10 protein-coding genes are annotated in these 12479 nt (G+C 54.9%); 6 read left to right on the top strand and 4 right to left on the bottom strand.

Annotated features, from left to right (window positions below; translation table 11 throughout):
* Positions 1 to 243: 243 nt before the first annotated feature.
* Positions 244 to 1041, top strand: a complete 798-nt coding sequence (locus tag AC13CY_RS08465; protein ID WP_044628562.1) for a BUD32 family EKC/KEOPS complex subunit — start codon at positions 244 to 246, stop codon at positions 1039 to 1041.
* A gap of 7 nt (positions 1042 to 1048) precedes the next feature.
* Positions 1049 to 1642 carry a D-glycero-beta-D-manno-heptose 1,7-bisphosphate 7-phosphatase gene (gmhB, locus tag AC13CY_RS08460; RefSeq protein WP_044628563.1) on the top strand — a complete coding sequence of 198 codons (594 nt, stop codon included), beginning with the start codon at positions 1049 to 1051 and terminating at the stop codon, positions 1640 to 1642.
* Positions 1643 to 1795: 153 nt separating this feature from the next.
* Here the strand turns inward: gmhB and gyrB are convergent, their stop codons facing one another.
* The 4 genes from gyrB to dnaA all read right to left on the bottom strand — a co-directional run bounded on the left by gyrB (position 1796) and on the right by dnaA (position 8098).
* Positions 1796 to 4216: a DNA topoisomerase (ATP-hydrolyzing) subunit B gene (gene gyrB / locus AC13CY_RS08455; protein WP_287837324.1), complete on the bottom strand. Its 2421-nt coding sequence runs from the start codon at positions 4214 to 4216 to the stop codon at positions 1796 to 1798.
* A gap of 39 nt (positions 4217 to 4255) precedes the next feature.
* A complete protein-coding gene (recF, locus tag AC13CY_RS08450; protein ID WP_054641215.1) occupies positions 4256 to 5359 on the bottom strand; it encodes a DNA replication/repair protein RecF in 1104 nt (367 codons plus the stop codon).
* Between the two features lie 107 nt (positions 5360 to 5466).
* A complete protein-coding gene (gene dnaN / locus AC13CY_RS08445; protein WP_044628566.1) occupies positions 5467 to 6570 on the bottom strand; it encodes a DNA polymerase III subunit beta in 1104 nt (367 codons plus the stop codon).
* A 58-nt stretch (positions 6571 to 6628) separates the two neighbouring features.
* A complete protein-coding gene (dnaA, locus tag AC13CY_RS08440) occupies positions 6629 to 8098 on the bottom strand; it encodes a chromosomal replication initiator protein DnaA (RefSeq protein ID WP_058577312.1) in 1470 nt (489 codons plus the stop codon).
* Positions 8099 to 8632: 534 nt separating this feature from the next.
* On the opposite strand from dnaA, the gene rpmH reads away from it, so the two are divergent.
* The 4 genes from rpmH to mnmE all read left to right on the top strand — a co-directional run bounded on the left by rpmH (position 8633) and on the right by mnmE (position 12472).
* Positions 8633 to 8767, top strand: coding sequence for a 50S ribosomal protein L34 (rpmH, locus tag AC13CY_RS08435; protein WP_009723348.1), 135 nt, complete (start codon positions 8633 to 8635; stop codon positions 8765 to 8767).
* A gap of 13 nt (positions 8768 to 8780) precedes the next feature.
* Positions 8781 to 9182 carry a ribonuclease P protein component gene (rnpA, locus tag AC13CY_RS08430; protein ID WP_082051404.1) on the top strand — a complete coding sequence of 134 codons (402 nt, stop codon included), beginning with the start codon at positions 8781 to 8783 and terminating at the stop codon, positions 9180 to 9182.
* Positions 9183 to 9297: 115 nt separating this feature from the next.
* The gene (gene yidC, locus AC13CY_RS08425) at positions 9298 to 10980 is read left to right on the top strand and encodes a membrane protein insertase YidC (RefSeq protein WP_044628569.1); all 1683 of its coding nucleotides are present in this window, start codon (positions 9298 to 9300) and stop codon (positions 10978 to 10980) included.
* Positions 10981 to 11101: 121 nt separating this feature from the next.
* Positions 11102 to 12472, top strand: a complete 1371-nt coding sequence (mnmE, locus tag AC13CY_RS08420; RefSeq protein WP_044628570.1) for a tRNA uridine-5-carboxymethylaminomethyl(34) synthesis GTPase MnmE — start codon at positions 11102 to 11104, stop codon at positions 12470 to 12472.
* Positions 12473 to 12479: the final 7 nt, after the last annotated feature.

Raw genomic sequence — 12479 nt, 5'->3', positions numbered from 1 at the left:
GCGCTGGAAGCGGATCAAGGGGTTCAACAAGCTGGAGCTGGTCGTGAACAACGTCCAGTTCAAGGACGGCGAACCCTTGACCGATCAGTCAGACAGGACTGCCGCCTGACCGGCCATACACAGAATTTGACAATAACTCTTGTTTCACGTGAAACATCAAGATAAAATTAATGAAACATTTCAATTGCCGCTGCGTCTGACATACCGGGCGGCCATGCACTTACGCTGTCAAGGGAGTTGGCCATGTACGATATGTTTCTTTTCGACACCTTGCCTCAGCAGCAGTCCAACATGGCATCCTATGAGCTGGCAGGGCGAAAGGTCTGGCTGAAAAAAGCCGCCAAACGTAACTCACGGCTGGCTTACCTGCCGCTGACCTTGATGGCGCGGTGGCTGAACATCGAAGCACTCAAGCCGGTGCCCAACCTGGGCGGCCAAGAGAGCGTGGCGCTGGAAGCCAGCCGTATTAAAGCGCTGTCTGCCGCAGGCATCGCCGTACCGACTATTCTGGCAGAAACCCCCGATGCCCTGTTGCTGGCCGATGCGGGCAGTGAGGATGAGCCCGCAGCCACGCTGCTGGAGAAATTGACCCAGGCGCAAACACCAGGCGATATCGACCAATTGTTAAACCTTGGTATTTCAGCGCTCAATGATGTGCATGAGCGCAGCTGCTATCTTAGCGAGGCCTTTGCACGCAACATACTGGTCAACAAGGATGGGGTCGTGTTCATCGATTTCGAAACGAACCCAGGCCAGGTACACGAACTCACCGACTGCATGGTGCGCGACTGGCACTGTTTCATATTTTCTCTCTATGGCAAGCTGAGCAAACGACCACTTCATCGTGAACGCCTGACCGCAGCCCTGATGGACGGCCTGCAGGCCACCCGCGACGATGTACGCGAACGCTTTCTGGCGACCTTGCCGCGCCTGCAGCGTCTCCAGAAAATTCCTTTCCAACGCTTTGGCAGCGATGGTAAGAAAATTGCCCATACCCTGCATGCCTTGGCGCTACTGAATCAGCACCTACGCAGTAAATAGGACTTTCATGCCTTCGATGACTTCTCTGATGCCAGAACGGCTCGTGATTCTTGACCGGGATGGCGTCATCAATCACGACTCGGATGACTACATCAAGTCCCTGGCGGAGTGGGTGCCCTACCCTGCTTCCATTACGGCCATCGCGCGGCTTTCACAGGCCGGCTTTACGGTAGCCGTGGCCACCAACCAATCAGGCATTGCACGGGGCTATTACGATGAAACCACCCTGGCCGCCATGCACCATCACATGAGCACCTTGGTAGAAGCCGAAGGTGGCCAGATTGCGCACATCGCATATTGCCCCCATGGCCCGCAAGATGCCTGCACCTGCCGAAAACCGTTGCCCGGCCTACTGACGCAAATACAGCAGGCACTTGACCTGGATCACCTGGGAGGTAGCTGGATGGTAGGTGACAGCCTGCGAGATCTGCAGGCCGGAGAGGCGGTAGGTTGCCAAAGTGTGCTGGTAAAGACAGGCAAAGGTGAGAGAACGCTAGCCAAAAGTGTGGGCCTGGAACACACGCTGGTCGTCAATGACCTTGCTGAATTCGTTGACCAGTTGTTAGCCGGTGCACTGGATACTCACCCACGGCGTGGCTGAAGGTGAGTTAAGCGCCAAACCTGCACACTCCAGGCTCTTACAGCAGTCTCATACAAAAAAGCCGCAGAGGGCGATGCCCACTGCGGCTTTTCTTATTCAATGTTTCACGTGAAACATCTTTCATTAACGACCGCTAGCTGATGGAGTACAGCGCTATACGTCAAGATTCGCCACCAGAGCGTTGGTTTCGATAAAGTCACGGCGTGGCTCTACTTCATCGCCCATCAAGGTGTTGAACATCATATCGGCGGCAACGGCGTCTTCAATGGTCACGCGCAGCATGCGGCGACTATCGGGGTCCATGGTGGTTTCCCAGAGCTGATCCGGGTTCATTTCCCCCAGCCCTTTATAGCGCTGCACTGACAGGCCACGCTGGCCTTCCTGCATCAACCAGGACAACACATCAGAGAAGTGGCTAACCGGCTTCTGACGCTCGCCACGGGCAATGTAGGCGCCCTCTTCCAACAGCCCGTTAAGCGTTTGCCCAAGCCCTGCAATCGCGCGATAGTCAGCACTCTCGAAGAAATCCAACCCCCACACATAATTAGTCGTCACGCCATGGGCAATCAGTGACACTGCGGGAAGGTGCAGACCACGCTCGGTGTCTTCCTGAAGATAGAACTGATAACGCGGGCCGCCCTCATAAGCCACTTTGTCATCCATGGCTTTCTGCAGCTCGGCAATCCAGTTTTCCATGGTGACGCGGTCTTTCAAGCTAGGCTCACCCTGTAGCGCGGTAGCATGTACTACCTGCTTCAATACTTCGATGGGGTAAACCCGCGCCAAACGGTCAATTCGCTTCATCACGTTGCGATACTGATTTACCAGCGCTTCTAGCTGTGAGCCAGCAATGCCCGGCGCATCCGCATTAACGTGCAGCCCTGCCCCATCCAGCGCGGTGGTGGTCAGGTAATCAATCATGGCCTGCTCATCTTTCAGATAGAGCTCTTGCTTACCACGTTTGATTTTATAAAGCGGCGGCTGGGCAATAAAGATATGCCCACGCTCAATCAGCTCGGGCATTTGACGGAAGAAGAACGTCAGTAGCAGCGTACGAATATGCGAACCGTCTACGTCGGCGTCAGTCATGATAATGACCGAGTGGTAGCGCAGCTTGTCAGGGCTGAACTCTTCGCGACCAATACCACACCCCAACGCCGTGATCAGCGTCCCTACCTCAGCGGAAGAGAGCATCTTGTCAAAACGCGCTTTTTCGACGTTAAGGATTTTACCCTTCAACGGCAGGATGGCCTGGGTACGACGGTCACGACCCTGCTTGGCACTGCCGCCGGCCGAGTCACCCTCCACCAGGTAAAGTTCTGACTGGCTGGGGTCTTTCTCCTGACAATCAGCCAGCTTGCCTGGCAAGCCAGCAATGTCCAGAGCCCCCTTACGACGCGTCATGTCACGTGCTTTACGGGCGGCTTCACGGGCGCGCGCCGCGTCGATCATCTTGTTGACGATCGACTTGGCTTCATTGGGCTTTTCGATCAGGTATTCTGCGAACAGACGCCCCATCTCCTGCTCTACCGCCGTTTTCACTTCGGAAGAAACCAGCTTGTCCTTGGTCTGCGAGGAGAATTTAGGGTCCGGTACCTTCACCGAAATGATGGCCGTCAAACCTTCACGAGCGTCATCACCGGAGGTATTGACCTTCGATTTCTTGAGCAGATTTTCGGCTTCGATGTAATGGTTCAATGTCCGCGTGAGCGCTGCCCGAAACCCTGCCAGGTGAGTACCACCATCCCGTTGGGGAATGTTGTTGGTGTAGCAGAAGATGTTTTCTGTAAACGCATCACTCCACTGCATGGCCACTTCGACTTCCACCCCATCTTCCCGCTCCGCATTGAAGTGGAAAACCGGGTTGAGAACGGTCTTGTTCTTGTTGAGGTGATCAACAAAGGCTTTCAAGCCGCCCTCGTAATGGAAAAGCTCCTCCTTGCCACTACGCTCATCCATCAGGCGAATTGCAACGCCGGAGTTCAGGAAGGAGAGTTCACGTAGCCGCTTGGCCAGAATATCGTAGTGAAACTCGATATTGGCGAACGTGGCAGGAGACGGACGAAAATGTACACGTGTACCGCTTTTTTCAGTTTTGCCCACCACACCAAGCGGAGCCTGCGGCACGCCGTGGTGATAGATCTGCTCGAATACTTCGCCTTGCCGCCAGATAGTGAGGCGCAGCTCTTCTGAAAGCGCGTTAACCACCGAGACACCTACCCCGTGCAGCCCGCCAGACACCTTGTAGGAGTTGTCATCGAACTTGCCGCCTGCGTGCAGCACGGTCATGATGACCTCAGCTGCCGAAACGCCTTCGCCTTCATGCAGTTCAGTCGGAATACCGCGGCCGTTATCACTCACGGTGATCGACTCATCCGGGTGGATGACGACGCGAATTTCACTGCAGTGGCCTGCCAGAGCTTCATCGATGGAGTTATCCACCAGCTCGAAAACCATGTGGTGCAGCCCGGTGCCATCGTCGGTATCACCGATGTACATGCCCGGACGCTTGCGTACTGCGTCCAGTCCTTTGAGCACCTTGATGCTTGATGAATCGTAAGCCTGCTCGCTCATTGACCACTCCGTCGTGAAGTCTGTCTCGTTCCGTGTCGTCTACCCATCTGGCTGGCACTGGCTAAACCCTTGCTCGGAGTGTTTCACGTGAAACATCTCAACAGCAGTAGTGGGCTGCCAGACATCGCTTAGCGCGGTGGGCTCGACGCTGGTAATAAATGCTTGGCACTGCATCTCTTCAAGCAAAGCGCAGAACTGGCGGCGGTGATGCTCGTCCAGCTCTGCCGGTAAATCATCTATCAAATAAATGCAGTGCCGCTGTGCGGTACTTTCCAGAAGCCTTCCTTGAGCGAGCTTTAATGCACTCACTACCAGCTTCTGCTGGCCTCTGGAAAGCACCTCAATTGCGGGCTGCTTGTTCAACCGAATACGCAAATCGGCGCGCTGTGGGCCCTGCTGCGTAAACCCCATCTGCTGGTCGGTTTCTCGGCTATCGTGCAGCACATCTGCCAGCGAGCGTTGTTTATCCCAGCCTCTGGCATAGCGGAGTGTTAACCCGGGCAGCGGCAGCAATTTTTTCAGTGTTTCATCAAATACGGGCAAGAACTCACTAAACCATGCTTGGCGTAGCCTATCCATCTGCTCTCCCCAATGGGCGAGCTCCTGCTCCCACACCGCTATTTCACTGGCCGCTATTCTACCACGCCTAAGAAGTGCATTCCGATGTTTCACCGCCCGGCGAGTCCGCTGCCACGCGTCTAGGAAGTGATGTTTCACGTGAAACACTCCCCAGTCTAAGAACTCACGGCGACCAGCGGGTGACCCTTCCAGCAAACGAAAAGCATCAGGATTAATAAGCTGGAGCGGCATAGCTTCTACCAGCTCAGCCAATCGGACACCCTTTTCGCCACGCAAACGCAGCTCCAGCTCACGCTGAGCCCGCATTCGCCTTACCCCCAGCGTCACCTCAGGATCTCCTGCCAAGCGGCCGTACAGCGTCATATACGGCGCCTCTGACTGAATGGCATTCTTCAGCTGACGAGTACGAAAAGAGCGTCCCATGCCTAGAATATGAATACCTTCCAGAAGACTGGTCTTACCGCTACCGTTCACGCCATAGATAACATTGATACGTGGTGACGGATGAATCGTAACCGGAGCCAAGTTACGCAGTCCGTGAAAAGTGAGTTGTGTCACGCTCATCCGCTAATGCCACCTAGTAAGACCATGAAACGCGCTATCCGTTGCCAAATGCGAAAACGGCGCTTCTGACAATGTAGAAGCGCCGTTTTCATTCAGTCCCAATGCGGTTATAAGCGCATCGGCATAACAACATACAGCGCATCACCACCGCCAGGCTCTTCCAGCAGGGCACTGCTGTTCGGGTCGGCTAGGGTAATTTGTACGCGCTCTTCATCAAGCACAGAGAGCACATCCACCAGATAGCCAACGTTAAAGCCCACTTCCATGGCGCTACCGCTGTACTCCACGGCAATGTTCTCTTCCGCTTCTTCCTGCTCAGGGTTGTTGGCCATTACTTTGAGGTTATTTTCCTCAAGATACAGCCGAACACCACGGTACTTTTCGTTGGAGAGAATGGCGGTACGTGACAGCACTTGACGAAGCTCGGCACGCTCGGCAATCAGCACCTTATCGCCATTGCGCGGCACTACGCGCTCATAATCGGGGAATTTGCCGTCAATAAGCTTAGAGGTAAACGTGAAGTCACCTGTATGCGCACGAACATGCGTTGATCCCAAGGTAAGGCTGACAGGTTCATCGCTGTCATCCAACAGGCGAGAGAGCTCAAGGATACCTTTACGGGGCACAATCAGCTTTTGAGACTGGCTTACTGCCACGTCAATGGGACGCGAGCACATCGCCAAACGGTGTCCATCGGTCGCGACCGTACGCAGCAAATTGCTCTGAATTTCCAGCAGCATACCGTTTAGGTAATAACGCACATCCTGCTGCGCCATGGCAAAGGAGGTGGACTCAATCAAATGCTTAAGCGTGCCACGGGGAACGCTGAGTTCCTGACTGCCATCGGCATCTTCAATATTAGGAAATTCTGCTACAGGAAGTGTAGAAAGTGTAAAGCGCGAACGACCACTACGTAATATCGCGCGCCCCTCTTCGACCGCTAACTGAATGTCGGACTGATCGGGCAGCGATTTACAAATATCCATCAGCTTTCTAGCCGGCACCGTAGCAGCGCCCGCTTGGTCAACTTGGCTGGCGACCGTGCGGCCTACTAGCTCAACTTCTAGATCCGTACCGGTCAGAGCGACCTGATCGCCTTCAACTTGAATCAGTACGTTAGAGAGCACAGGCAGCGTTTGGCGCCGTTCTACTACGCCCGCCACCAGAGTCAGCGGGCGAAGCAGCGCCTCTCGGGAAATGGTAAATTTCATCGAAACTCCGGTTTTCTATCCTGAAAGGCCTGCCCATGGCAGGCGTAAACAAAAAAGGTTAACTGGTTAGCAGACGAAGAAGGTTTTTGTAATCCTCACGGATATCCGCATTCTCTTCCTGCAGTGCTTTTACTTTTCGGCAGGCGTGCAGCACGGTGGTGTGGTCGCGGCCCCCAAATGCATCGCCAATTTCTGGAAGGCTATGGTTGGTTAGTTCTTTCGCCAGCGCCATAGCGACCTGTCGCGGGCGCGCTACCGAACGGGAGCGCCGCTTAGAGAGCAGATCCGCCACCTTGATTTTGTAATATTCAGCCACCGTGCGCTGAATATTATCCACCCCCACCTGCTTATCCTGCAGCGCCAGTAGGTCTTTCAGCGACTCGCGGATAAAGTCTTGAGTAATGGTTTTACCCATAAAGTGGGAGTCGGCAATGACCTTTTTCAACGCGCCTTCAAGCTCACGCACGTTAGAGCGAATCTTCTGAGCGATAAAGAAAGCAGCATCGTGGGGTAGATCCACTTTGGCTTGATCGGCTTTCTTCATCAGAATCGCCACTCGGGTCTCAAGCTCCGGCGGCTCAATGGCGACGGTCAGCCCCCACCCAAAGCGCGACTTCAGCCGCTCTTCAACGCCACTGATCTCTTTGGGATAGCGGTCAGAGGTCAAAATCATCTGCTGACCGCCTTCCAACAGCGCATTAAACGTATGAAAGAACTCTTCTTGAGAGCGCTCTTTACCGGCAAAAAACTGAATATCGTCAATCAGAAGCGCATCAACGCTGCGGTAGAAACGCTTAAAGTCGTTAATCGCATTAAGCTGCAGCGCTTTTACCATGTCGGCCACAAAGCGTTCGGAATGCAGGTAGACCACGCGGGCATTTTCACGTCGGCCCGCCAGCGCATTACCCACTGCATGCATTAGGTGCGTTTTACCTAAGCCAACACCACCGTATAAAAACAGCGGGTTATAAGCGCCACCAGGATTTTCGGAGACCTGACGAGAAGCCGCACGCGCCAGCTGGTTAGACTTACCTTCCACAAAGGTGTCGAAGGTAAAATTAGGGTTTAGGCCACTACTGTGCTTCAAGCTGCCTTCTACCTGCACCTGGCGCTCGTTACCACGACGGCTAGGGCCACTCTCTTCACGTAGCTGGTCGATTTCACGCTCATCGCCAATATCGCCCCGGGGGGGCGTATGGACCGCAGGTGAAGCCGGTTGAGCGGGAGCTGCCGAGACCGGATTGCCAAGCTCTCTAGGCTGTGGCGCAGGGGCTGCCGCTCGTCGGCTGCCCACGGTCAGGCTCACTTTGGGAGGCTTAGAAGGGGCAAGCTCGCGCATTAGCTCACTAATACGCTTGGCGTACTTATCACTCACCCAGTCGCGCACAAAACGATTCGGCGCCAACAAGCGTAGCTCATTGGACTCTCCTTCTTCTGCCTGCAGCGGACGTATCCAGGTATTGAACTGCTGTGAATTCAGTTCGTCCTGCAGGTAGTCCAGGCACTGTTGCCAAAGCGCGAGTGACACTCATCTCACCATCGGTTGAAAACGGCCGACCATTGTAGCGCCCAACGACACGGTTATCCACACGCATTAGCAGCTCTTTTTCGCCTGTGGACAACTTTCCGTAAGGGCTTAGGAAAACCCGGTGACGCCATGGGTACAACCCTCCTTTCGAGCAAGTTGTCACCGCCTGACCACACCAAATTCACAGTTTATTCGCGCGTTATTCGATGTTTATGCACAGATTTTTTATTGCTTCAAGCTGTTGATAATAATCTCTTAAAATGACTTACCCACAAATAGTATCCCCACTATTAATAACAGTAGGTTTTAAATAACTTCATTAGTAATAGTAGTGTGCCCCAAGTTGAATCGACTCCACAGCGGAGACGCGGCGCTATTGCCTTTTTCACGCTTTTTATGCAAGGAAAAATTGCACCCGGCGCGGGAAGTCTCTACAATTTCCGGTCTTGAATTGAAACTCCCCGGCTAGTTCCTCACTGGACCGGGTCTTTTGGAATTCACTTTCCGTCCTAAACCACGTGGGAATAACGAGTTATGAAACGCACTTTTCAACCTAGCGTTCTCAAGCGCAAGCGCGCGCATGGCTTCCGTGCTCGTATGGCAACCAAAAACGGCCGTGCCGTGATCGCACGCCGCCGCGCCAAAGGCCGCAAGCGTCTGAGCGCCTGATCTCGGATTGCGTGTGTCGCCTCAAGGCTTTCCCCGGTGCTTACGTTTGCTAAACGCTGGGGATTTTAGTCACGTGTTTGAACAGGCAGACCTGAAAGTTCATGGCAAAGGTATGATGGCGCTCGCGCGCATGAGTACCCGGGGACATCCCCGCATTGGACTGGTGGTCAGCAAAAAAAATGTGAAGCTCGCTGTTGATCGTAACCGCTTCAAGCGACTCGTTCGGGAATCCGTTCGTCTGCGTCAAGATCACTTACCCTCTGTGGATATTGTGATATTGGCAAAGCGCGGCGCTCAGGATATCGATAACGAAACGCTCACTCGCCAGCTACACGGCATGTGGAAACGGCTTCAGCGCGACGCACAGGCGGTGTCTGCACCTCCCCCGCCTAATGGCGTAACACGTGACGCTTGACGACGCACCTCGCCGCTCGACCTTGGCCTGCCGCTTGGCAGGCTTTCGTGTGTCATGGGTCGAGTAAATGACACTGCGCCATTAGCATGTTCACCACCCATCGGGCAGAACCCTCATGGACGTAAAACGACTTTTATTACTGATTCCACTGGCCGTACTAGCCTACCTTCTGGTTATACAGTGGAATCAGGATTACGGGCAGACTACCTACGATTCGACGCCAGAGATCACCCAAAGCAGCAATGGGGCTCCTGCGAACGAAAGCGGTAGCGACGATCTCTCCGTCCCCAGTACTTCTGCGCCTAACAACGCTATTAGCGAAGGCGTTGGCGATGAGCAAAGCGACACCGCCAGCCGCGACTTTATTGCCGTCACCACCGACGTACTTGACGTACGCATCGACCCCTTCGGTGGCGATATCGTCTACGCAGCCTTGCCGCAGCACAAACTAACGCTGGATTCCGACCGTAATTACGTGCTGTTGTCAGATAACGCCACGCGCAGCTATGTTGCTCGCTCTGGCCTTCAACTAGATGGTCAGGCAAGCCGCATTGCTTTTACTCCCGAGCGTAACGAGTACCGCTTGGGCGATGACGAAGAGCAGATCAGCGTCGATTTGACAGCTAACGTGAATGGTGTCGACGTCATCAAACGTCTGACATTCGAGCGCGGTAGCTATGCGGTCAATGTGAGTTACTACCTGGCCAACAATACCGAAGCACCGGTTTCCGCTCGATTCATTGGCCAGCTAGCCCGTGACAATAGCCCTGATCCCTCTAGCGGGGTGGCCATGGGGATGAATTCTTACCTAGGGGCTGCTTATTCCACGCCTGAAGCGCGCTACGAGAAGATCGATTTCGATACGATCCAAAAACGTAACTTCGAGAATCGCGAGGCCCAAGGCGGATGGATAGCGATCATCCAGCACTACTTTGTATCCGCCTGGGCACCGCCTCAAAACCAGCAGAATCTCTACTACGTAACGACCGATTCTCGAGATCGTAACGTAGTGGCCTTCGCTGGCCCCACCAGCAGCGTGGCTCCCGAGGGTGAAGCCACGCTGAGCGCAACGCTTTACATGGGCCCGAAGGTGCAAGACTACCTCGAGCAAGTCGCACCGAACCTCAAGCTCACCGTGGATTACGGTTGGTTGTGGTTCATTGCCAACCCGCTGTTCTGGCTGCTGGATAAGATCCACGACATCGTGGGCAACTGGGGCTGGTCCATCGTACTGCTCACCGTATTGGTGAAGTTGGTGCTGTTCCCGCTCTCTGCTAAGGCCTACAAGTCGATGGCACGTATGCGCAAACTGGGCCCAGAGATGCAGCGTCTTAAAGAGATGTATGGCGATGACCGCCAGAAAATGTCTCAAGAGATGATGAAGTTCTACCAGAAAGAGAAGATCAATCCGCTGGGTGGCTGTTTGCCGATTCTGGTACAGATGCCGGTATTCATTGCCCTTTACTGGATGCTGCTGGAATCCGTTGAGCTGCGCCACGCGCCGTTCATATTCTGGATCCAGGATCTCTCGGTGAAAGACCCCTACTTCATCTTGCCGATTCTGATGGGTATCTCGATGTTTGTTCAGCAGATGCTGAACCCGACACCGCCAGACCCCATGCAGGCGAAGATCATGAAGATGCTGCCGATTATCTTCACCTTCTTCTTCCTGTGGTTCCCGGCAGGCTTGGTCATCTACTGGGTGGTCAACAACATCATCTCGGTGGCGCAGCAGTACTTCATTACGCGCAGCATCGAGAAGGATCCAAGCGTCGGCAAAGGGATGCGAACCAAGTAATCGCCCCCTCTGCTACTCCCAGACCCCCGCCTTTGCGGGGGTCTGGCGTTTTAGGGCGAAGGTGCTCATCATGAGTGCCATCGCGAAACACTCTCTCCCTCTTTCGTCTTTAGGAAGCGTCATGGCCGACCGACTCTATACCCAAGACACCATTACCGCCTTGGCAACCCCCCCTGGCCGTGGCGGCGTGGGCATCATTCGCGTGTCAGGCCCCGCCTGCCGCTCGATAGCCGCTGAGATACTGGGTGACTGCCCTGCTCCTCGTCACGCCCACTATGGCCCGTTTCATGGCGCTGAGGGCACTATTGACGAGGGCATCGCGCTGCTGTTCAACGGCCCTCACTCCTTCACCGGTGAAGACGTGCTGGAGCTGCAGGGCCACGGCGGCCCCATCATTATGGATATGCTGCTTGAGCGCTGCCTGCAGCTAGGCGCTCGCCTGGCACGGCCAGGGGAGTTCTCCGAACGGGCGTTTCTAAACGACAAGCTGGATTTAGCCCAAGCGGAAGCGATTGCCGACCTGATTGATGCTACCTCCCGCTCCGCCGCTGAAAACGCCGTGCGCTCGTTACAGGGCGAGTTCTCACAGCGGGTCTCCGCCCTGGTCGAACGGCTGATCGAACTGCGCGTTTACGTGGAAGCCGCCATCGATTTCCCAGAGGAGGAGATCGACTTTCTCGCCGATGGCCATGTCGCCACGCACTTAGAGAGTGTTCAGCAGGCGCTGGTTGCTGTTCGTAAGGCCGCAGGGCAAGGCGCGCTGCTACGCGAGGGCATGAGCGTGGTGATTGCAGGACGCCCCAATGCAGGTAAATCGAGCCTACTGAACGCGCTGACCGAGCAGGATACGGCTATTGTGACGGACATCGCGGGCACCACTCGTGACGTACTCCGGGAGTACATTCACCTAGACGGCATGCCGCTGCATATTATTGATACCGCCGGGCTGCGTGATACGCCCGATGCAGTAGAGAAAATCGGTGTTGCCCGGGCATGGGAAGAGATCGAAAAGGCCGACCGCGTACTGCTTATGGTGGATGCTTCCACCACAGCGGCTACCGACCCAATGAGCATCTGGCCTGAGTTCGTGGAGCGCCTCCCCGATCAAAGGAGGCTTACCCTGGTGCGTAATAAAATCGATGCCAGTGCTGAAGCGCCGGGCATTGAATTATCCACAGCCACTCCGATTATTCGGCTATCTGCGAAAACCGGAGAGGGTGTGGATAGTTTGAAAACGCATCTGAAAGAGGTGATGGGCTTCTCTGCAACCACAGAGGGCCGCTTCTCCGCCCGCCGCCGCCACCTGGATGCCCTTGACCGCGCCATGGCTGCACTCGATACCGGGCGAGCACAGCTAGATGGCTACGGTGCAGGCGAGCTGCTTGCCGAAGACCTAAGGGATGCGCAGCAAGCGCTGGGGGAGATCACCGGCGAATTTAGCGCCGATGATCTGCTCGGCGAAATTTTTGGCAGCTTCTGTATCGGTAAATAGTCCCACC

The organism is Vreelandella sp. L-15, from assembly GCF_056857635.1.
This window is presented reverse-complemented; position numbering and strand designations above follow the sequence as displayed.